Source organism: Acinetobacter sp. (assembly GCF_045628685.1).
In the GTDB taxonomy this organism is placed as follows: domain Bacteria; phylum Pseudomonadota; class Gammaproteobacteria; order Pseudomonadales; family Moraxellaceae; genus Acinetobacter.
In genome coordinates this window covers 1-20,511 of sequence record NZ_JAZQPV010000126.1, presented here as the reverse complement: position 1 = coordinate 20,511, position 20,511 = coordinate 1, and the positions used below count along the sequence as shown (strand labels likewise).

The 20,511-nt window shown below is 40.9% G+C and carries 18 protein-coding genes and 2 pseudogenes; 4 read left to right on the top strand and 16 right to left on the bottom strand.

The genetic code is table 11. The features are described from left to right. Nucleotides 1-175: 175 nt before the first annotated feature. Together rpmI and rplT are read left to right on the top strand one after the other, a co-directional pair. On the top strand, nucleotides 176-370 hold the full coding sequence (gene rpmI, locus ACKI4H_RS15945; protein ID WP_004278281.1) for a 50S ribosomal protein L35: 195 nt from the start codon (nucleotides 176-178) through the stop codon (nucleotides 368-370). 11 nt (nucleotides 371-381) lie between these two features. Beyond that, the gene (gene rplT / locus ACKI4H_RS15940) at nucleotides 382-741 is read left to right on the top strand and encodes a 50S ribosomal protein L20 (protein ID WP_153370762.1); all 360 of its coding nucleotides are present in this window, start codon (nucleotides 382-384) and stop codon (nucleotides 739-741) included. A gap of 71 nt (nucleotides 742-812) precedes the next feature. Here rplT and ACKI4H_RS15935 read toward each other — a convergent pair whose 3' ends face one another. From ACKI4H_RS15935 to lgt, 3 genes are all read right to left on the bottom strand, one after another. Further along, nucleotides 813-1,184 carry a hypothetical protein gene (locus ACKI4H_RS15935; RefSeq protein WP_407307443.1) on the bottom strand — a complete coding sequence of 124 codons (372 nt, stop codon included), beginning with the start codon at nucleotides 1,182-1,184 and terminating at the stop codon, nucleotides 813-815. Further along, a complete protein-coding gene (locus tag ACKI4H_RS15930; protein ID WP_407307441.1) occupies nucleotides 1,184-1,570 on the bottom strand; it encodes a hypothetical protein in 387 nt (128 codons plus the stop codon). The genes ACKI4H_RS15935 and ACKI4H_RS15930 overlap by 1 nt, the downstream gene beginning before the upstream one ends. Nucleotides 1,571-1,796: 226 nt before the next feature. Further along, nucleotides 1,797-2,609, bottom strand: coding sequence for a prolipoprotein diacylglyceryl transferase (lgt, locus tag ACKI4H_RS15925; RefSeq protein ID WP_407307439.1), 813 nt, complete (start codon nucleotides 2,607-2,609; stop codon nucleotides 1,797-1,799). 93 nt (nucleotides 2,610-2,702) lie between these two features. On the opposite strand from lgt, the gene ACKI4H_RS15920 reads away from it, so the two are divergent. Beyond that, on the top strand, nucleotides 2,703-3,482 hold the full coding sequence (locus ACKI4H_RS15920) for an NRDE family protein (RefSeq protein ID WP_407307437.1): 780 nt from the start codon (nucleotides 2,703-2,705) through the stop codon (nucleotides 3,480-3,482). Nucleotides 3,483-3,543: 61 nt separating this feature from the next. Here the strand turns inward: ACKI4H_RS15920 and ACKI4H_RS15915 are convergent, their stop codons facing one another. The 4 genes from ACKI4H_RS15915 to tatA all read right to left on the bottom strand — a co-directional run bounded on the left by ACKI4H_RS15915 (nucleotide 3,544) and on the right by tatA (nucleotide 7,440). Next, nucleotides 3,544-5,772, bottom strand: a complete 2,229-nt coding sequence (locus ACKI4H_RS15915; RefSeq protein WP_407307435.1) for a PhoX family protein — start codon at nucleotides 5,770-5,772, stop codon at nucleotides 3,544-3,546. Nucleotides 5,773-5,959: 187 nt separating this feature from the next. Beyond that, nucleotides 5,960-6,739, bottom strand: coding sequence for a twin-arginine translocase subunit TatC (gene tatC / locus ACKI4H_RS15910; protein WP_407307433.1), 780 nt, complete (start codon nucleotides 6,737-6,739; stop codon nucleotides 5,960-5,962). Further along, nucleotides 6,736-7,200, bottom strand: a complete 465-nt coding sequence (gene tatB, locus ACKI4H_RS15905; RefSeq protein ID WP_407307431.1) for a Sec-independent protein translocase protein TatB — start codon at nucleotides 7,198-7,200, stop codon at nucleotides 6,736-6,738. Before tatB ends, tatC begins: the two co-directional genes overlap by 4 nt. A gap of 6 nt (nucleotides 7,201-7,206) precedes the next feature. Continuing rightward, nucleotides 7,207-7,440 carry a Sec-independent protein translocase subunit TatA gene (gene tatA, locus ACKI4H_RS15900; RefSeq protein WP_407307429.1) on the bottom strand — a complete coding sequence of 78 codons (234 nt, stop codon included), beginning with the start codon at nucleotides 7,438-7,440 and terminating at the stop codon, nucleotides 7,207-7,209. Nucleotides 7,441-7,594: 154 nt separating this feature from the next. Between tatA and ACKI4H_RS15895 the strand changes: the two genes are divergently transcribed. Next, complete coding sequence (locus ACKI4H_RS15895) at nucleotides 7,595-8,482, top strand: AEC family transporter (protein ID WP_407307427.1); 888 nt, start codon at nucleotides 7,595-7,597, stop codon at nucleotides 8,480-8,482. A 212-nt stretch (nucleotides 8,483-8,694) separates the two neighbouring features. Here ACKI4H_RS15895 and rdgB read toward each other — a convergent pair whose 3' ends face one another. The 9 genes and pseudogenes from rdgB to ACKI4H_RS15850 all read right to left on the bottom strand — a co-directional run bounded on the left by rdgB (nucleotide 8,695) and on the right by ACKI4H_RS15850 (nucleotide 19,609). After that, on the bottom strand, nucleotides 8,695-9,321 hold the full coding sequence (gene rdgB / locus ACKI4H_RS15890; protein WP_407307426.1) for an RdgB/HAM1 family non-canonical purine NTP pyrophosphatase: 627 nt from the start codon (nucleotides 9,319-9,321) through the stop codon (nucleotides 8,695-8,697). A 106-nt stretch (nucleotides 9,322-9,427) separates the two neighbouring features. After that, the gene (locus tag ACKI4H_RS15885) at nucleotides 9,428-10,015 is read right to left on the bottom strand and encodes a tetratricopeptide repeat protein (RefSeq protein ID WP_284066127.1); all 588 of its coding nucleotides are present in this window, start codon (nucleotides 10,013-10,015) and stop codon (nucleotides 9,428-9,430) included. Beyond that, nucleotides 10,012-10,605 (bottom strand): methionine biosynthesis protein MetW, encoded by a 594-nt coding sequence (metW, locus tag ACKI4H_RS15880; RefSeq protein WP_407307423.1) that lies wholly within the window; start codon nucleotides 10,603-10,605, stop codon nucleotides 10,012-10,014. The genes ACKI4H_RS15885 and metW overlap by 4 nt, the downstream gene beginning before the upstream one ends. Further along, nucleotides 10,605-11,765, bottom strand: a complete 1,161-nt coding sequence (locus ACKI4H_RS15875) for a homoserine O-acetyltransferase (RefSeq protein WP_407307421.1) — start codon at nucleotides 11,763-11,765, stop codon at nucleotides 10,605-10,607. The genes metW and ACKI4H_RS15875 overlap by 1 nt, the downstream gene beginning before the upstream one ends. Before the next feature lie 101 nt (nucleotides 11,766-11,866). Beyond that, complete coding sequence (gene leuA / locus ACKI4H_RS15870; RefSeq protein ID WP_407307419.1) at nucleotides 11,867-13,564, bottom strand: 2-isopropylmalate synthase; 1,698 nt, start codon at nucleotides 13,562-13,564, stop codon at nucleotides 11,867-11,869. A gap of 259 nt (nucleotides 13,565-13,823) precedes the next feature. Next, nucleotides 13,824-14,114: pseudogene (locus tag ACKI4H_RS15865) on the bottom strand (alpha-hydroxy-acid oxidizing protein); the annotation flags it as partial. Continuing rightward, nucleotides 14,104-16,180 (bottom strand): annotated as a pseudogene (locus ACKI4H_RS15860) (TonB-dependent receptor domain-containing protein); the annotation flags it as partial. The pseudogenes ACKI4H_RS15860 and ACKI4H_RS15865, both read right to left, overlap by 11 nt. Before the next feature lie 367 nt (nucleotides 16,181-16,547). Further along, the gene (locus tag ACKI4H_RS15855; protein WP_407307417.1) at nucleotides 16,548-17,231 is read right to left on the bottom strand and encodes a Fe2+-dependent dioxygenase; all 684 of its coding nucleotides are present in this window, start codon (nucleotides 17,229-17,231) and stop codon (nucleotides 16,548-16,550) included. Nucleotides 17,232-17,338: 107 nt separating this feature from the next. Continuing rightward, entirely contained in the window at nucleotides 17,339-19,609 is a 2,271-nt protein-coding gene (locus tag ACKI4H_RS15850; protein WP_407307415.1) for a TonB-dependent receptor, read from the bottom strand. Nucleotides 19,610-20,511 lie beyond the last annotated feature (902 nt).

Genomic DNA, 20,511 nt, shown 5'->3' with positions numbered 1-20,511 from the left:
ACATCCCGCATTAAATAGAGGAAATAAGACTAAGAGAAACGGATGATTGGTCGGGTATTTTGAGGGTATTTGCTTTTGTTTTAAGCAAAGATGCTTTAGAATACTCGCTCCCTTACCTGCAGGTCGTTTTTGCAATGGTGCAGACGTTCCGAACAGGTGTTCAAAAGAGGTTGTTATGCCTAAGATGAAAACTCGCCGTGGTGCAGCTAAACGCTTTAAAGCGACTGCTAACGGTTTTAAGCGTAAACAAGCGTTCAAACGCCACATTTTGACCAAAAAATCTGCTAAGCGTATTCGTCAATTACGCGGCTGTGTAATGGTTCACGTGAGTGACGTTGCTTCAGTTCGCCGTATGTGCCCGTACATCTAAGGAGATTATAAATGGCTCGTGTAAAACGTGGTGTACAGGCTCATCGCCGTCACAAAAAAATTCTTGCTCGTGCTAAAGGTTACTACGGCGCTCGTTCACGCGTATATCGCGTAGCGTTCCAAGCAGTAATTAAAGCAGGTCAATATGCTTACCGCGACCGTCGTCAGAAGAAACGTCAATTCCGCGCTTTGTGGATTGCACGTATCAATGCTGGTGCGCGTCTTAATGGTTTATCGTACAGCCGTATGATTTCTGGCTTGAAAAAAGCTCAAGTAATCATCGACCGTCGTGTACTTGCAGACATCGCTATGCATGACGCTGTTGCGTTTGCTGCTATCGCTCAAAAAGCGAAAGACGCATTAGCTGCATAAGTCTTTATGACTTAAAAAAAGACCGCTTTTAGCGGTCTTTTTTTATTATATATTTTGTAAAAATCAATCTTCTAATCTTTATCCAGCCTAGGCTTTGGAAACGTCGATAAGATAAATAAACCAATTACAGCAAAGCCAATGACTTGCATGGCGAGAATGATTTTATGCTGTGGAGGTAAGGCTGAAATTAAATTGATGAATGCCATAAGCGGCATCAGCACAATTAAAATAGAAAAGCCTTTTTTATATGGATTATCTGCCGCAATTTTTAAGCTTAAAGCTCTTAAGCAATGTATGCCCATGCCAATCGCCAAGCTGATGCAGCTAAACAAGGGTAAAAGCTGTTGCACTGTGGAAGACAGATAAATCATTAGACAGGTTAAAATACAGATGATCAGCTTGAGTTGACGGCTACATTGATCTGAATACCAAAATTCCAGCATTATTTTTTCTCGTCTGTAACATCATTTTTATTGAGTAAAGACAAAGGTGAAAACAAGCAGATGGCTAAAGCCATAAAGCCGATGCCTTGTGCACCCGGGATTAAAATTTCACCCTCCTTCATCTGCATAAAAATAAGAGTCAGTAATAGTGCAATCGGAATCCAGATGAACAGACGATATAACAATCCAGTCGGATTTTTTGAAGCAAAATGAATTTTGCAATAACGGCAAATCAGAAAAATAACACCCGTGCCCAAGAACATCAGGATTGCATCAGGTTTGAGCGGTTCCATCCAGTAAAGTACGCCGGTAACAATAGCAATAACCGCAAAGATCATGAATTTACGTAGGAGGGAGACTTTAGGATCAAACCAAAATTCGAGCATATTCTTCTGACAGATAAACGGGGGCTGAGTGCACTTTAGCATATGAGCTAAAGGGAAGCACAGATTCCGCTTACCTGTAGATTGTATTAATATTTCTTTATTAAAAACTCAGAACGGGCTAGACAGATGAAAAAAGGAGACATTTTTGTCTCCTCTCATCCTAGCCTTCTCTTGCAGTTAAATTTAAAGCAGTGCTTAAATCTAAGTTCAGGGAGAAGGAATTTTTTTAGCTATTTTTCTGTGGACCCCAATCGTAAATTTTCTTTTGGTAGGCATACCACATCATCCAAAGACCAATCAAAATCATAGGCACAGTCAGGAATTGACCTTTACTCATCCAGCCAATAAATAGCTGTCCATTGTCCGGTTCGCGGAAGAATTCCACCACAAAGCGTGCAATACCGTAGCCAATGAGGAACAAGGCTGAAACGGCCATACGTGGGCGAGGTTTTGAACTGAACCACCACAATACAATAAACAGAATCAACCCTTCAGCCAAGGCTTGATAAAGCTGTGAGGGATGACGCACCAATTGCAGCGGATCGGTGGGGAAAATCATGCCCCACGCAAAGTTAGGATCAGTGACTTGACGACCATACAATTCACCCCCAATAAAGTTGCCGATACGACCGAACATCAAACCCGTTGGTACGCAAGGGGCAATAAAGTCGAGCGTTTGGAACCAGGTTTTCTGGTATTTCCTGCACCAGAACAGCATGGCAATCATTACGCCCAAGAAACCGCCATGGAAGCTCATACCACCGGTCCAGATCTGGAATAGCCAGAGTGGATTGGCAAGGAATTGCTCAAAGCCATAAAATAATACGTAGCCAAGACGACCACCGACCACCACACCTAAAGCCCCATAGAAAATCAGGTCAGACACCATATCGGGTGTCCAGCCATCCCGGTGTTTGGTTCGATAAGTGGCAAGTCCCCAGGCAAATAAAAATGCCAGTAAATACATCAATCCATACCAGTGGACTTGTAGCGGTCCCAGTGATATGGCAACTGGGTCAATATTGGGATAGGTCAGCATTCCTGTTCCTTGTGATTCTGTTTTGCACAGATTTTAGCTGAATGTGATGAAAAATGTTGTACATTCAATGTGTAAAGATAAAGAGCATAGATTATGTGTATTGTCGCTTTAGCTTGGCAAGTCTTGGAAGATACGCCTTTATGTCTGATTTCAAATCGAGATGAGTTCTATCAACGCCCTACGGCTGGGTTAAAACCTTGGGAAAATAGTCCGATTATTGCAGGACAGGATTTGCAGTCTGGGGGTACATGGATGGGCATAACTGCATCAGGACGATGGGCAGTGGTGACCAACTTTCGGGATGCGACAGATAAAAAAACTTATCCGACATCACGTGGTCATCTGATTCAAGCTTTTTTAGAGTCAGATTTAACGCCGATCCGCTTTGCTCACGCACTGGAGAAACGCCAGTGTGATTATGCCGGGTTTAATTTATTGCTTGGCGATTCAGATCAGGCGGTCTATATGAGCAACCGCGGTGAAGCGCCACAGGTTTTAGCCAAAGGCGTTTATGTGATATCCAATGGTTTGATGACCGAACATTGGGAGAAGACCAAACATTTGCGTAAACGTTTTACCCAGGAGTTGTTGCCGATGTTGCAGCAGCACACGATGACTGAAGCAGACCTTGAATTTACGGTATGGGATATTTTAGAAGATGAACGCAAAATCATTCCTGAATTGCTTCCACAAACTGGGATAAATATAGAGATGGAAGAATTGCTCTCTTCGACTTTTATTCAAAGTCCCTTATATGGCACACGCTGTTCGAATTTTTTACGAATGAAAAATCGGACCTGGCTGTGGCAGGAAAAATCCCAGCAAGGAGCCACTCAAGATGAAATTATTCAGATTAATTTACCTTTAACCTGATAAAAAAGATGCCAACATGATGTCGGCATCTTTTATCTTATTTTACTTTTTCAATTAACGATTAAACTTTTGTGGGTTGGGTCTGTTCCAAAGATTCAGCGGCAATTTCCTTACCATCGGTACGGGTAATCACGACAGTTGCTGAACGTGGGCGTGTTCCGACCCCTTTACTTGAATTCAGGTTACTTGGGTGATTTGATGGCCAGGTTCCACCTGGATGTTGCACGTTAACAAAAATGGCTTTGTAGTCAGGTGTCATGGTTACACCAGTAATTTCACAACCGCTTGGACCAGTCAAGAAGCGTCGAAGTTTACTGTCATTCAAAACCGCACCTGCAGGCGTTTGCTGGGTTGCCATGCCAGAAAGCGCTGTAGTCACCTGGCCATCACCCGTTTGGCCCGGTAATGCCGCAAGCATCATACAGTTGGTTTCATCGGTATAGGCCCCATCATCGGTTTGTACCCAAAGCACACCGCGTGGATCGAACCACATGCCATCTGGACTGGAGAAGTCATTGGCATCGGTCAGGCCAGATAGATTCACATTCGTTAATGAATCAGTCTCAGCACCAAACAGGAAAATATCCCAGACGAAGCTGGTCGCAGTGGTTTGGTCATTATGTTCACGTAGGCGAATAATATGCCCGTTGATATTACCTTTTAAGCTGGTTGAGCCGCTATCGTTATCAAAGTAGTTACGCGGATTGGCAGCATCTGTGCCATAGGCTTTACCACGGTTCGAGTTGTTGGTTAAGGTGATATAGACTTCACCATTTTTCGGGTTGACTGCACACCATTCTGGACGGTCCATTTTGGTTGCGCCCAAAGCATCTGCAGCTAAACGTGCATTGACTAAAACATCGCCCTGATCAGCAAATTTGTAGCTCGTATAATTCGCAATACGTGCATCGCCAATATTTAGCTCAACCCATTCGCCAGTGGCTTTTTGTGTGTTTTCATTAAAGTCAAATTTTGCAACATAGAGCTTACCGCTATTTAAATATTTATCTCCAGCTGTGTAGCCTCCATTGATATCTTTGGCATCCCATTTGGCATTCGATACATATTTATAGATGTACTCGCCGGTTGAGTCATCACCCATATAAAAGGCGAGTTGCTGCCCTTCGATGGCACGGCTGGCACGACAGTCTTCATGTGCAAAACGACCAAGTGCAGTACGTTTTACCGGGAGCTGGCGACCGTCAAAGGGATCGATCTCAACAATCCAGCCAAAACTGTTGGCGGAGTTACGGAAATCTTCCGACGCTGTTGCAGCAGTGATGGATGAATTCCAGCGCTCATACATGTCTTGAGTGAGCAAGCTGGCCTGTGGGGTATTCCATTTATACTGAGAAGACTGACCTTTTTTAATTTTATAGCGGTTCAGCGCATATTCAGTTTGAGGATCACGCTCATCATTTGCATTACGGGCCAGATAACCATCAAAGTTTTCTTCAGTGGTTAGATAAGTGCCCCAAGGCGTATAACCGTTACCGCAGTTATTATGTGTACCAAAAGTAAATAAACCTTCAGGACTGATTTTGCTTTTAACCAATGCATGGCCTTTGACCGGGCCTGAAAATTCAATTTTCGATGCTGCAGTAATACGGCGGTTAAAGATTGAATTTTTATCAATTTTAACTTCTTGAGTACTCGGATCTTTCGTCACATGCAGAATGGAAACACCATGTGAATTGATTTCGCGAATCACTTCATCTTCTGAACGAATAGCATCTTTAATCGTGTTAATAGTTGGATGTAAGTAACCTTGATTGATGTATTCATGATTAAGCACCAACAAACCTTCATTGGATGCTTTCACATCATAATTGCCTTTGGATTTATTCATTCCAAAAAAAGTCATGCCATCATGATTATCACCTGAACGCATGCTAAATGTTGGACCAGGGGGAATGTTGTTGTCATCCCATTCCGGCATACCTTCAGCAAGCGGGTCACCCAAAGCAAATAACACACGCGCTTGGTAACCTTCTGGAACCGTAAAGGCATTTAAGGTGTTTTTATCTATGGTCTTAAAAGTTAATGAAGTTGGTGTTTTTGCTTCTTCAACCGGTGTAGTGGGAGTACTGCCGTTATTTGAACTATTATTATCGTTATCATTACAGCCGGTTAAAGTGGCTGCTAAAGTTAGAGCAACGGCACCGCCTGCAGATTTTGTAATCAGGTTACGACGGGTAATCTTTTTATTAAATAAGTCTTTAAATTCAGAATTTCCTGACCCATTGCTGTCGTAAACATTATCTTCATGATGAGGCATAAAGTCTGTCATGATATTTTTCCAAGTGTATGGTTGTTATAAAGTTGTACTAAACTTAGATGAAAAATATGACAGCGCGCTGACGTTTGAATGACAGTCTGGTGAAGAAAATAAGTCAGATTGATGAAAACGTTTGAATGAAAACAGTTTGATAAAAAAAGCAGACCGAAGTCTGCCTAAAAATTTTTGCTTGAGGTCTTTAAACTGCTCGGCGTTTTTCAATCAGTTTGCCAAAGAACAGCCCTATTTCAAATAACAGCCACGTGGGGATGGCCAGCATGATCATGGAAATTGCATCCGGTGGGGTTACGAACATCGCGACAAAGAAACAGCCCACCACGATAAAACGCCGTTTTTCGACGAGCTGTTGGGTAGAAACCAGTCTAATTAAAATCAGGATGAGGGTAATGATCGGGATTTCAAAGGTAAAGCCAAATACCAAAAACAGTTTTAAGCAGAAAGCCAGGTAGCTGTTAATGTCGGTCATTGGTGCGACCGTTTCTGGTGAAACACTGATGAAAAAATGCAGAATAGAAGGTAGGGCAACGAAATAGGCGAAAGCAATCCCTGAATAAAACAAGCTGATGCTACCCAGTAGTAATGGCATGGCTAAGGTCTTTTCTTTTTCATACAGCGCAGGTTTCACAAAGTGCCAAAGTTGATAAATGATGAAAGGTATGGCCAATATTAAGGCAACGAAGAAATTCAACTTAAATGGTGCCATAAATGTCGCCGTGACATCGGTGGCAATCATGGATGAGCTAACAGGGAGTTGCGCACGTAATGGCTCAGACAGGATTTGATAAGTTTGATTGGCAAAAGGCAACAAGCAAAAAAACAGTGCCAACAGTAAGCCCACAATTTTAAACAGATGCTGACGCAAGACCATGAGATGTCGGGTAATCGGCATTTCTTCAAGATTAGAAGATTGTTGATCTGTCAGGGAAATTGGCAACTGGTTTTCTATAGGTGTATTCATATTGCCACCTTTAATTCGTTTAACTCGGAAATTGCATACATGTGGTTTAAAGGCTGCTCTGTGGGCGGAGTAATGCTACAAGTACTTTGTATGCTCAAAATGCACAAAGGTTGATGGTGATTGATAAAATTATAAAAAGTGGAAAAATTCTTATTAGTGGGCACTGCATTTTGTAATTGTTTTTCTGGTGCAGGTTGTGATTGTTGTTTTAGTTCATGCATTTGAGTGTGAATCTTTTGTTCGAGCTCTTGAATCCGCTGCATTTCATTTTGCATCTGTTCACGTAATTCAGACAAACGTAGTTCTCGGTCAATATTATTTTGTACATTGCTGATCATACGTTTGATTTTCGCGTACCATTTTCCGGTAAAGCGTGCAGCTTCGGGAAGCTTATCCGGTCCAAGCACCAATAAACTAATAATGCCAAAAGCCAGCAGTTCAGTCATACCAATATTGAGCATAAGGTTTTAGCCTGAGTGGGTTTTTACCGGAGAATTAACATCAGCATGACTGGTTTGATGTTCAATGGTTTTAAGTTCATTTAATGATGAAGGGGTGGCTTCATCTTCTTTCATCGACTTTTTGAAATCTTTAACTGCACCGCCGACATCTTTCCCTAAGTTTTTAAGTTTGGATGTACCAAACAATAAAATCACCACAATTGCAAAAATCACAACGTGCCAAATCGATAATCCTGCCATGTTCTTTACTCATAATTTGTTTAACACCATCTGAACAGTTTGTGATGACAGCAATGTGACTGAAAAATTTCAGTTTAAAGACAAAAGGCATTTAATCTGCTGTTGTGTTTGATTCGGTGCTAGCATATTTCTATTGATCAGTCAGGATGATATTGTGGCTTTGCTTTTACCAGTTTTCGGCTTTTTATGTGGATGGGGACTTGCTGCAACGCAATTTTCTGCAGCTTTAAAATCACTATTCGCGAGTCTGTTAGCCCGGTTACTTATTCCAGCGATCATTGTATATAACATGGTGTTTTACCAAGAGGGCAGTTTGTGGCTCATTGGGTTTAGTTTTATCAGTTCGGTAGTGTTCTTTTGTATTTTTTATTATTTCAAAAAAGATAAATTACGTGCACTGTGCTTAAGTTATTTAAATGGGGCTTGGTTGGGTTTTCCATTCGCCTTGGCTTTATTTGGTCCACAAGCCAGTAGTACGATTGTAGCTTTATATATTGGCGGCTCTTTGTTTGGCAATGTTTGTGCGGTCATGGCCGTCAGTCAAAGCAAGCAAGATCCAAAATTTATTATTAAAAATGTCCTGCTTTCTCCTCCTGTTCTTGCATTGAGCCTGGCTGCGGTTTTGTCGATCTGGGATTTTACAGTCTATGCATCACATCCATGGGTGCAGGGATTGTATCAGGCCAATAAGGTCTTGGTGACCTTTACCGGAATGTGCATTCTTGGCATGTGGCTAAGTAAAATTCATATTGGGTTAAATGACTTAAGACAAAGTTTGTTGTTAATCAGTAGTCGAATGTTTTTAGCTGTTTTTGTGTGTTTGGCAGCTTATTATCTTTTACCGATTCCGCATCAGCGACTGACCTATGCGGTGATGTTTATGTTCTTTGCTCTACCACCTGCAGCCAATATTGTAGCGCTGGAAACTTATTATCAAGGAACAGGACACTCAGCGAAATATATTGCATCTGGGACGATTGCCAGTACAATTTTGATTACGGTTTATGGGGTGGTGTTGCACATTTTAATGCCGGATTTATAATTATAATTTTCTTATGAAGCTCTCATCTGCAGGAAAGAGAGAGCCTCTCTATGGGAGATGAGCATCCTTAGAATATATGCCGAGTGCGCAAGGATGAGGGGGTAATAAATAAAACTCCTTTTAACCTGCTTTTTACAAAAGGAGGAATAGGCCTCCCCTTAACTCCCTCTTGTCAGGAGGGAGGATTCCTTTGTGAGCTTGATATTAATGACTTATTTTTCCAAACTTGCCTTAAATAATTGCATCGCCTGACCGCGGTGACTGATTTTATTTTTCTCTGCTTTAGAAAGTTCTGCACTGGAAATGCCGAGTTCAGGTAACCAGAACAATGGGTCATAACCAAAACCATTTTCACCACGTGCTGCTTCCAAGACTTCTCCTTTCCAGATACCTTGGAAAATTTGTGGAAGCGGATCTTCTGCATGTTGTACCAATGCAAGTACACAGACAAACATCCCTTCAATCACTTCGCCGTCTTTACGTAGCGGTTTTAAGTCCGCTAACAGTTTTTCATTATTAGCAGCATCATCCCCATGCTCACCTGCATAACGTGCTGAGTAAATACCCGGTGCACCGCCTAAAATTGGTACACAAATTCCGGAATCATCGGCAATCGCTGGTTTGCCTGAAATTTTAGCTGCATGACGGGCTTTAATAATCGCATTTTCGACAAAGCTTAAGCCATCTTCAATTGCATCTTCAATGTCTAGTTTGCCCTGAGCAACCACTTCGACAGGTAGGTTTAGTTCTGCAAACAATTTTTCAAATTCTGCAATTTTGCCTTTGTTGTTGCTTGCAAGTATCAGTGTGCCTTGGGATAACCAATCTGTAGAAGCCATGATTTCGATCTTTATTTGAAAATAATTGTGTGTATTTTAGCAAACTTATCTCGATAATTTAGCCAATAAAAAAGCACCCGAAGGTGCTTTTAAGAATCAGGCAAAATTACTGAGCTTGGATCCATTTGTCGGCACGGTCACGTGCCATACGAATTTGCTCTTGAGTTAAGTTGGCAGCCAAAGCTGTTTTCTTGCCTTCAGACAATGAAATCACTTTATTGTCGAGCATGCCATCACGGGTAGAAAGTTCATACCACTGATATGCGCCAACGTAATTTTTCTTTTGCTCTTCCATCATCGCAAGATTAAAGCTAGCACGGTTGTCACCATGACTTGCAGCTTTTTCAAAGTATTTACGCGCCGAAGCTTCGTCTTTTTTGGTGCCCATACCATCAGCTAGCATACGACCGACATTCAACTGGGCAGCAGTCAGACCTTGGTCCGCAGCGGCTTTGTACCAAGCAAAAGCTTGCTGTATATCTTTTTGAATATCTTTGCCGAGTTGATATTTGGTCGCCAAATAAAACTGTGCAGCAGCTTGACCTGATTTTGCTGACTTAATCAGGCTATTAATATCCATGACAGAATATTGTGCAGCTTGACTGGAAATAGACGGTGCTGGTGCAACATAATCCGCATGGGCTTGAATGCTAAAAAAACCAACCAATAGTGTGCTTAATAATATTTTTTTCATAATGCGCTCACTCGATAAATAGCGACTTCACCAAACAGATTCGGGACATGTTTACTGAGTAAACTACCTTGTTGATCCCCATTCACGGCGAGTCGATTAATAATCCGGATATCATTTTCAGCACAAAGTGCTTCAAAATCACGGAAAGTACATAAGTGGATATTAGGTGTGTTATACCACATATACGGTAAAGCATTTGAAACAGGCATCATTCCTTTTAAGGCCAAGAAAGAACGCGTTTTCCAATGCGCAAAGTTTGGAAAGGTAATAATCGCTTGTTTCCCTACACGCACCATATCACGCAATAATACGTCTGGTGCATCTACTGCTTGCAAAGCCTGTGCCATCACAACATAGTCAAATGACTGGTCTGCAAAGCGGCTTAAACCGAGGTTTAAGTCTTGCTGGATGATATTTAACCCGCGACTGATCGCAATTGCAATCTTTTCCTGATCAATTTCTAATCCATAGGCACGAATATTGTGCTTTTTGCCCATATGAGCCAGCAGTTCACCATCACCACAGCCTAAATCGAGTACGCTTGAATCGGGTTTAATCCATGTTTCTGCCAATTGATGGTCGATACGCATTACACAGTCTCCTTAGGTGTTGCTGCAAGGTGTTCTGCGCCACCTAAAAATGCACGTAATGATTTAACGTAAAGCGGAATAGGGAACAGGAACGAGTCATGGCCTTGTTCTGCATCAATATCGACATAGCTGACAGGTTTATGATTGGTGATCAGCGCATCCACAATTTCTTGTGAACGCTTCGGCGTAAAACGCCAATCTGTAGTGAATGAAACCACCAGAAAACGGCATTGGGTATTCGCCATCGCCTTGGTTAAAGACAATTCATATTCACGTGCAGGATCAAAATAATCCAGTGCTTTGGTCATAATCAGGTAAGTATTGGCATCAAAATTACGGCTGAATTGCTCACCTTGATAACGCAAATAACTTTCGACTTGGAATTCGACGTCAAAACCATACATAAACTTGCCCGACTTTAAGTCGCGGCCAAATTTCTGCTTCATGGCTTCTTCCGATAAATAGGTAATATGACCGACCATGCGCGCCAAAATGAGGCCACGTTTTGGATAGCTGTCATTTTCTAAATAACGGCCGTTATGGAAATCGGGGTCCGATAAAATCGACTGACGCGCCACCTCGTTAAAGGCAATATTCTGTGCTGACAGTTTGGGTGCACTGGCAATAATCACGCAATTTTTTAGACGGTCAGGATAATCCACCGACCATTGCAAGGCTTGCATACCGCCGAGTGAACCGCCAATCACCGAATACCAGACTTCAATACCTAAACGGTCAGACAGCATGGCTTGGGTTTTCACCCAGTCCCGAACAGTAACCAAAGGGAAATCTGGACCATATGGACGATTGTCATTTTCAGGGTTTGGCGAGATTGGACCGGTTGATCCACTGCAACCCCCAATGTTGTTGAGTGCAACAACAAAGAATTTAGAGGTATCAATGGCTTTGCCTGGGCCAATACAGGCCTCCCACCAACCTGGTTTTTTATCATCTTCATGATGATAGCCTGCGGCATGATGATGCCCAGACAACGCATGGCAAATCAGAATCGCATTGGATTTATCGGCATTAAGCGTACCGTAGGTTTCAATCATGATTTCGAAACGTGGGAGAATACGGCCACATTCAAGCTCTAACGGCTCTTCGAATGAAAACTTTTGTGGGGTAACGAGACCCACTGAGTCAGTTGGAAAAGACACAGGAATAATTCGCCTTAAATCTTTAGGATGTATAAACAAAAGGATACCACTTGAGGGTATCCTTCTAAAGTCATTTTAGTGCTAAATATTATTGCTAATACCTATACGGCAGCCGCAATCACCTGTTCTGTACTTAATACACCTTGCTCGATCATGCGGTTGGTGCAGGCAATAATCGCTTCGATTGAGGCAGTCACAATATTGTCGTGAATACCTGCGCCAAATGCAGATTTACCTGTACCTTTCACTTGAAGTTCAATTAAAGCCAAGGCTTTGGCATGCGCACCCGAGCTAATGCTACGTTCTTCATAGTTCAACACATCAATTGGCAATTGCAAAGCATTCAAGATGGCAGAAATAGGACCGTTACCTTCTCCACGCAAGTGCTGCTTTTCACCGTTCACTTCGATATCCAACTCAATCACCTGATTGCCATTGTCATCAAACAAGCGGTAGTTTTTCGCAGAGTAATGTGCATCTTTGATTGCAACATAATTCTGCTTGAACAAAGCCCAGATATCTTGTGCTGAAACTTCTTTAGCCTGTTCATCCGTCACTTGCTGAACCGCTTGCGAGAATTCAATTTGTAAACGACGCGGCAACACCACATTGTAATTTGATTCTAACAAGTAAGAAATACCGCCTTTACCTGACTGTGAATTGACGCGAATCACCGCATCATAGTCACGACCTAAATCTTTAGGGTCGATTGGCAAGTACGGCATATCCCACATTTCTTGGTTTTTCTGGAACTCGAAACCTTTCTTGATTGCATCTTGATGCGAACCAGAGAACGCAGTAAACACCAAGTCGCCAGCATACGGATGACGCGGGTGAACAGGCAAACCAGTACATTCTTCAACAGTCGCAATAATTTCATTAATATTGGAGAAGTCCAAGTTTGGGGCAACACCCTGGGTGTACATGTTCAAGGCAATCGCTGCAACGTCGACGTTACCGGTACGTTCGCCATTACCAAATACACAACCTTCGACACGGTCAGCACCAGCCATGATTGCCAATTCAGAAGCGGCAATACCACAGCCACGATCGTTATGACAGTGCACAGAAATGATCACACCATCACGACGTTGAATGTTGCGGTGCATCCATTCAATTTGGTCGGCATACACATGTGGGCCTGAAACTTCAACCGTTGCAGGCAAGTTTAAAATCACTTTATTGGTCGGCGATGCTTCCCAAATTTCAGTTACAGCATCACAAACGTCTTTTGCAACTTCCAATTCAGTGGCAGTAAAACATTCTGGGCTGTATTGGAATACCCACTCAGTTTCAGGATATTGCGCTGCATATTCTTTCACTTTGGTCGCAGCATTCACCGCTAACTGTTTTGCACCGGCAACATCGACATTCAAGACTTTTTGACGGAAAGTCGGTGAGTTTGAATTGTAGATATGCACGATCGCACGTTTTGCACCAACCAATGATTCAAAAGTACGTTGGATCAAATGATCACGCGCCTGAACCAAAACCTCGATATAAACGTCATCTGGAATATGATTTTCTTCAATCAATTTACGAGTGAAATCAAAGTCAATTTGCGATGCAGACGGGAAACCAATTTCAATATGTTTAAAGCCAATTTTCACCAACATTTGGAACATTTTAAATTTCTGTTCCATATCCATCGGTTCGAAAATAGCTTGGTTACCGTCACGAAGGTCTGTGCTCATCCAAATAGGCGCTTGATTGATTTCATTATTTGGCCATTGACGGTCTGGCAAGTCGACACGTTGATACATGCGACGATATTTTTTACTTGGATCAGCCAACATCATGAGGTAACTCCTTGTGTAGCATGCATTGCTTTTCATCGTGGATAACGGCAATGTACTACGAATATAGATTGTGTCTATTCTAACAATCTACAAGCATTGCTTGGGATAATATGAGTCAACAGTCGTAAAATATTGATGAATTATTACGACTTGGCTTTATCGCAGCACTTGCAAATCTATAACTAAATATTAATCCATTTATTCCGAAAATAATTTTCTATTTTTGCGTTTACAATAACTTTGTAGAAAATATTTTCCTTTAATTTGGGTGTTTATGAAAAATATAGTCGGAAGTAATCTCGTTTAATTTCGCAGTTCCCGCTAAAGCCATGGTTATCTCAAATTCTTCCTTCAAGATTTTAATCACATGGGCAACGCCTAAAGCACCCGCAACCGCTAAACCATGAATATAAGGTCGACCAATACAAATAGCCGTTGCACCTAAAGCAATGGCTTTGAAAATGTCAGTTCCACGTCGAATTCCACCATCAGCAATTAAAGGAAAATCCGGAGGCACAACGGCTTTAATCTGCTGTAGAGCTGTAAGTGGCCATGGCATCAAATACCACATGGCCCGGAATGCTAGGCATATTCGCCGCTGCCGTGCTGTCGGTAATCACACGCTTTTGCGCATCGACATAACGTGTGCCTAAACCCAGTTTAAAGCCTGCAACATCATAAGTAGACCATAAACTTGCAGTCCACTCTGGTGACCAGCGTTCAGCTAAGGTTGTTGCAGTTGCCGTGTGTTGATGCAGCTGTTTCACTTTCATATGCGCGACACCTGCTGAAATATTCCAGACATGGGTAATTTGTCCTACCGCACTCAGCTCTACACCATCAACGCGTTTTTTACCTTCTTGTACCGATAGCTGAGTAATGGGATCAATCGTAAACTGGTTTTCGTTTTCAGTACGGTAAGCTGCAGCATTCAACGCGAATTTGCCTTCAAGCAAGTCCCATTTCGTACCAATTTCATAATGATGGGTTTCTTGAGGATCAGCTGCCGAGCTGTTTGCACCTGTTTCAGACAAAGTGAAATTTGCACTTTCGGGAGGCGTTAGTGATTTTGCATAAGAGGCATAGACACTGCTAAATGCTGTTGGCTTAAATAAACTACCCAGTTTCCAGCTGACCAAAGTATCGTGCGCACCAAAATTGGCAGGCACCAAGCTACTGCTGCCCGATGGTAGAGTCAAAGCATCATATTCAGTGTCATAATAATCGACACGTACACCACCATTGAGTTGGAAACGATCACCGAATTTAAGCGTGTCAAATAAATAAGCTGCTACTGTATCTGTTTCACCATTGGTGTAGCCACCCGTATACACCAAGCTTGGGAGCACTTGATTCCGATCAGGGTTATATAAGCTGGCTGCAGTCGGAGTAACAGTGGTTTGCCCAGGCATTTGCGTTGCCATGGTTTTGTTATATTGCTATTCTTTTAAAAACTTTAGACCTGCCACCACATCATGTTCAATGGCTCCGGTTTTTAGATTTAAATTTATAGTCGTCTGGTTAGCGAGAATTTTATTTTTCTGATCTACTCCTTGGCGAGAGCGGCTTACTGTCCAGTTATTCGGATTGGTCGAACCGTTGGTACTCAGGCTATTAATCCCGGTTAATACACGTTGCATATTGGTTTTGCCCAAACGGATAATATTGGTCAGTTTTACATTTCCCCCAAGTCACTTTCGATCTTTGCCGTAAACATATCGGCATCAACATCTTCATGATCATCCACATGACCATAATAATTTTCACGATTTACTTTAGGCGCTGAACTTAAAGCAGAATCTGCATTGTAAAAACCCTTCATCCCTACAGTCGGAATACCGCCATCTGGAATATTACGTTGACGAATATGTTGTGAATAAAGATGTAGACGTGTATCGGTATCTAAGCCAAAGGCAATTGAAGGAGCAATGGCCCAACTATTATTTTCAATATAGTCCCGACCTTCAACTCCACCGTCTTGTCCCATCGCATTTAAGCGAAAAGCGGTACCACTATTAATCACTTGGTTAATATCGGCAGTCAGACGTGCATGCTCAGCGGTATTATAAGTTGCAGAGACTTCACGGCTATTTTCAGTCTGAGGCGGTTCGGCATCAGGTTAATATAACCTGATGCCGAACCGCCTCCTGCTTCTGCACCAGAAGGGCCTTTGACGGCTTCAATCTGTTCCAGATTAAATACATCCCGAGTAACAGCGCCCAGATCACGAATACCATCAACATAAGTGGATGTTTGAGTGGAAAACCCACGCATTTGAAAAGCATCTCCTGCACTGGTATTGCCATTTTCACCGAGTTGCAGGGTAATTCCCGGCGTGTTTCTTAAGGCTTCAACCAGGGATATTGCACCTTGTTCTTTTAATAATTCTTTTTTAATCATTGAAACTGTTTGAGGAATATCGACCAGAGGCTGAGTATATTTAGGCGAACTGAGCTTATCCACTTTATATTTATTTTCTGCATCTGATTTTACTGTAATAGTTGGAAGCTGAGTGACATCTTGTGTGTTCGCTGCATGAGCCATCAGGGGGAGAGATGCCGCTAAAGCAACCAGTTGAGCATTTCGATTATGTTTACGGCTTTTAATCTGTGCCATTGTAGGTCATCCCTGGTATCAGTATCGTATATGACACAATTCCATTACTGCCTTGCAACTTTTAAAGTCGGCAAAATAGCAGCAAAAGTGGAAACATTGTTATGCCTTGTAATGATTAATGCGAATTCTAATGATAATTATTATTGATAGTGAAAATTGCTTAATTATGATGAGGTTGGATGGAAATATGACTTAATTTAGACTTATTTATTAGCTAAGATATTAATTTTTAAATAGAAATAAGATACTAGCAAAGTTGAATTTGACTCAAAAATAAAATTATTAAAAATCCAATACTTATAATTTAAAGGTGAGGCTGTCTGATATTAAGTTGCAGCAGCCTTTTTCTTTTTTGCATTATTCAAGCTTAAAGTTCAGCCCATTTACGCATTAAATTATGATAAAGATTGGTCAGTTTGATCACTTCGTCATGTTGATCACCCAGCTGTATGCGTAAGTTTTGAATAGATTGATCTAAATTAAACAACATATAACGATTGGCTTCATCACGAATCATGCTTTGTAGCCAAAAAAATGAGGCAATACGGCAGCCTGAGGTGACAGCTGTCACTTCATGCAAACTGGTCGATGGGTAGAGAATCATGTCGCCGGCCGGCAGTTTGACTTCATGGTAGCCATACGTGTCTTCGATGACTAAATCGCCCCCTTCATATTCTTCTGGCTCGCTTAAAAAAACGGTACAGGACAAATCAGTTCTTAAGCGCTCATTGGTTCCTCGGATTCGACGAATTGAATTGTCGACATGAAAACCAAAAGCTTCATTGTTTTCATAACGGTTAAACAGCGGAGGAATGATGTCTAAAGGAATGGCGGCAGACAAAAATAAAGCATGCTGTCCTAATGACTCTAAAATAATCGTACTTAAATGATGAGTCAGTGGAAGATCTTCAGGCAGTTGTTGGTTTTGTTTGACTGTGGCCGAAAGTGTACCCGCAGTGACTTTACCATTGACCCATTCAATTTTACTCATTTCTTCACGGAAATATTGAACTTGTTCTTTGGTCAGTACGTTAGGAATATGATGGATCACGGCAATACACCTTTGCAAGAATGAATTCTTTTAGCTATAAAAATAGCCTCATTATTATGAGGCTATTTTAGATTAAAACCATAATTAATTTATGGTTTTAATTGAACTTAATATTTGAAGTTTAGCGATAATACGGCGCTACGACCTTCTGCTTCAGTTGCATAATGAGATGCATAAGCTTTCGTGAAGTAACGTTCGTCAGACAGGTTGTTGACGTTCAGTTGCAAGTCAACATTTTTGTTGACGTTATAACGCGCCATGGCATCGTAGCGTACATAACCTGGAACATACTTGGTATTTGCTACATCACCATAGACTTTATCCATAGCAGTTGCACCCGCACCTAATGTTAGCTGTGGCATCACTTGGTAAGTAGTCCAAAGTGTTGCGCTGTTCTTAGGTACATTAGGCATTTGATTGCCATTATTAGCATTACCAGGCGTACAAACAGTATTTGGTGCACGACCAGTACAGGTACTACCATTGTCAGTCGCTTCGCTATCTAAATAAGTGTATCCAGCAGCAATATCCCATTTATCAGTAATTTTACCATTTATACCAAGTTCGATCCCATCAACTTTACTTTCACCAATATTGCCATAAGTAGTAGGGGTCAATTGAACACGCGCATTTTGTTTTTCAGTACGGAAAATAGCAGCTGTTAAATTCAAACGTTCATTTAACAAATCCCATTTTGTACCAATTTCAAAAGTACGACTTTCTTCTGGATCTAAGTTACTATAATTTGCGCCAATAGCTTCAGAACCATCACCTGAATCTACACCTACTGGGTTTGCAGCAGTTGCAAAACTTGCATAAACGCTACCATTCGGTAGAGGTTTAAATGTTAGGCCTGCTTGATAAGTAAAGAAGTCAGTGTCGCTATCAACTTTAGTTTCAGCTGTGGTTGCTGTTGCATAAGTAACTTGTTCAGTATCGAATTTATCCCAACGTGCACCAAGATTTAAGAACCATTGTGGATTGAATTCAATGTTGTCGAGTAAGTAAACAGAATTTGTTTCTGATGTTACTGTACTTGTTTGGGGATTTGCTGTGGTTAAACCTAACCAAGGATCTTTTGGATTAGGATGATAAGCACTGGTACACCAATAGTTTGAGGTTGCACTTGTAAATGTAGTACATGCTTTATTCGTACTAAGATTAGCTGGAAGAGTTGACGTTGCTGCTTGACCTAAGTCTGTAAGTAAGTAATTTCCTTTCTCAGATTCTTGTTTTGAATATTCGGCACCTACATTAAAGCTATGTTTTAAAGCACCCGTATTAAATTTACCGGTTAATGCAAGTTGATCACTAAATGTATCTGTATCAGTAATACGTGTATTGGCACGGCGAACAACTTGATCGTTAGCAATATTTAATTTTGAATCATCTGGTTGTGTCCAAACATAATCATTCTTAGAGTTGCCATACACAGCAGTATTGCTAATGGTTAAATTGTCAGTTAAATCATGTTCTAACTTAAATGTACCAATTTGATTTTCTTGTTTCTGGAAATCACGATCCAGCCAACCATAGTAAATACCTTGTTTAGCATTTAATGGTTTACCAGTAGCAGTATTGTCTGCAGAATTCCAATATGGAACACCTGAATCCGGCTTGTCATCAGATTTTAAATAGTAATAACTTAATGTTGCACGGGTAGCTGTGTCTAAACCAAAAGTAATACTTGGGGCGATACCTGCACGTTTGTATTCAGCACCATCGGCTTGACCCGCTTTTTCGTTGTGATGACCTAAAACTGCAACACGAGCTGCAATACCATTACCAAAATCCTTGTTACCATCTAAGGTAATACGCTGGTAATTGTCTGTACCTGCACCAACAGAACCTTCTAAAAAGTCACCTTGTTTAGCAACTTTAGAAATCATGTTGATGCTACCGCCAGTTGTACCCGCACCACCCATTGCAGATGCAGAACCTTTAGTGACTTCAACCTGTTCTACGGCAAACATTTCACGGTTTTGCGAAGTTGCGCTACGCACCCCATCCACATACATCGAACTTTCAGAGTTATAACCACGAATAAATGGACGGTCGCCATTTGGGTTGCCGCCTTCACCCGCACCTAAAGTAATACCAGGCACAGTACGCAAAGCATTGCTTAAAGTTGTCACTTGAGTATCTGCAATCAGCTGTTTAGAAATCACAGAGACTGATTTAGGGGTATCGAGCAGTGGAGCAACAAACTTGGAATTCGCAGATTTATCTACTTTAAGTGTTTGTTCTGTTTCTGCTTGAGTGCGAATAGTATCAAGTTGGGTCACTTGATCTTGTGCAATTGCATTACCCGCCATGACTGAAAGTGATGACACAATCGCAGAAGATACGATTTTTTTGCGTGTTTTAATGAAGGCCATTTCTAACTCAAAAAGTGTACTGGGAAAAGGTATGAGAATAATAATGATTCTTATTTTTTATAACTATTAAGTTGAATTGGAGTTTGCGATCATTATCGTATTTATCATTCTATGAATGAATAATAAAATGCGATAAATTTTTAGTAATGATATGATTTTAAATGAATATCTATAAAACCTCTTGATTCTTTATTTATGATTGTGAATTTTAATCATACTGATATTTAGCATTTTTTAAGCAATTTGTGATATCGAACAGTTAATTTAATGTTAAATCATGTTTATTCGATTCCATCGCTTACATTCATTTGAAATAGCTCGATTTAAAGCCACAGCATAAGCTGGTTACAATTATCTGAAATTATAAATTTATGCCAAAACAAGAAAGCAATTTTAATTCCAGATGTTCAGCCTCATTTTTAAAATCTCTGTCTGGACTTTATAATTTCATACAAATAATCTGCAACGTTTAATGGATCTTTTCACTCGATGGGAGAGGTATACCTAAATTATTCTAAATGTTTTGTGATGAAATAGATTTCTTGTAATAAAATTACACCAAGATCATCCGTTTTTGTTTTGGATGATGAATGTAGTGAAGAGAAGTTGGAATGATGGCATTGGTGAGTTATATATTTTTCCAAGTCATTAAAAACTGATGTGTAGTGATTGGAATTGTTACATGTTGATGCAGGTTTTTTATCGGTCAATATAAGCCATGATCCAACACTATTTTAATATGCATGAATTAAATCAGCAAAGAACTCAAACTTAAGAAAATTTACGCTTTTAGCTAAAATGCATATGAATTGAGCGTCTTTGGCAGATAAAGTATTAGGAAATTGAAATAAAAACGGATTTTTATCCAAAGAAAGCTTAAAATTTAATGGTTAAATCATCCT

What these genes read in the sequence shown, in the direction of transcription:
- rpmI (WP_004278281.1), top strand. Translation starts at nt 176, where the DNA reads ATGCCTAAGATGAAAACTCGCCGTGGTGCAGCTAAACGCTTTAAAGCG.
- rplT (WP_153370762.1), top strand. Translation starts at nt 382, where the DNA reads ATGGCTCGTGTAAAACGTGGTGTACAGGCTCATCGCCGTCACAAAAAA.
- ACKI4H_RS15935 (WP_407307443.1), bottom strand. Translation starts at nt 1,184, where the DNA reads ATGCTGGAATTTTGGTATTCAGATCAATGTAGCCGTCAACTCAAGCTG.
- ACKI4H_RS15930 (WP_407307441.1), bottom strand. Translation starts at nt 1,570, where the DNA reads ATGCTCGAATTTTGGTTTGATCCTAAAGTCTCCCTCCTACGTAAATTC.
- lgt (WP_407307439.1), bottom strand. Translation starts at nt 2,609, where the DNA reads ATGCTGACCTATCCCAATATTGACCCAGTTGCCATATCACTGGGACCG.
- ACKI4H_RS15920 (WP_407307437.1), top strand. Translation starts at nt 2,703, where the DNA reads ATGTGTATTGTCGCTTTAGCTTGGCAAGTCTTGGAAGATACGCCTTTA.
- ACKI4H_RS15915 (WP_407307435.1), bottom strand. Translation starts at nt 5,772, where the DNA reads ATGACAGACTTTATGCCTCATCATGAAGATAATGTTTACGACAGCAAT.
- tatC (WP_407307433.1), bottom strand. Translation starts at nt 6,739, where the DNA reads ATGAATACACCTATAGAAAACCAGTTGCCAATTTCCCTGACAGATCAA.
- tatB (WP_407307431.1), bottom strand. Translation starts at nt 7,200, where the DNA reads ATGCTCAATATTGGTATGACTGAACTGCTGGCTTTTGGCATTATTAGT.
- tatA (WP_407307429.1), bottom strand. Translation starts at nt 7,440, where the DNA reads ATGGCAGGATTATCGATTTGGCACGTTGTGATTTTTGCAATTGTGGTG.
- rdgB (WP_407307426.1), bottom strand. Translation starts at nt 9,321, where the DNA reads ATGGCTTCTACAGATTGGTTATCCCAAGGCACACTGATACTTGCAAGC.
- ACKI4H_RS15885 (WP_284066127.1), bottom strand. Translation starts at nt 10,015, where the DNA reads ATGAAAAAAATATTATTAAGCACACTATTGGTTGGTTTTTTTAGCATT.
- metW (WP_407307423.1), bottom strand. Translation starts at nt 10,605, where the DNA reads ATGCGTATCGACCATCAATTGGCAGAAACATGGATTAAACCCGATTCA.
- leuA (WP_407307419.1), bottom strand. Translation starts at nt 13,564, where the DNA reads ATGATGTTGGCTGATCCAAGTAAAAAATATCGTCGCATGTATCAACGT.
- ACKI4H_RS15850 (WP_407307415.1), bottom strand. Translation starts at nt 19,609, where the DNA reads ATGGCCTTCATTAAAACACGCAAAAAAATCGTATCTTCTGCGATTGTG.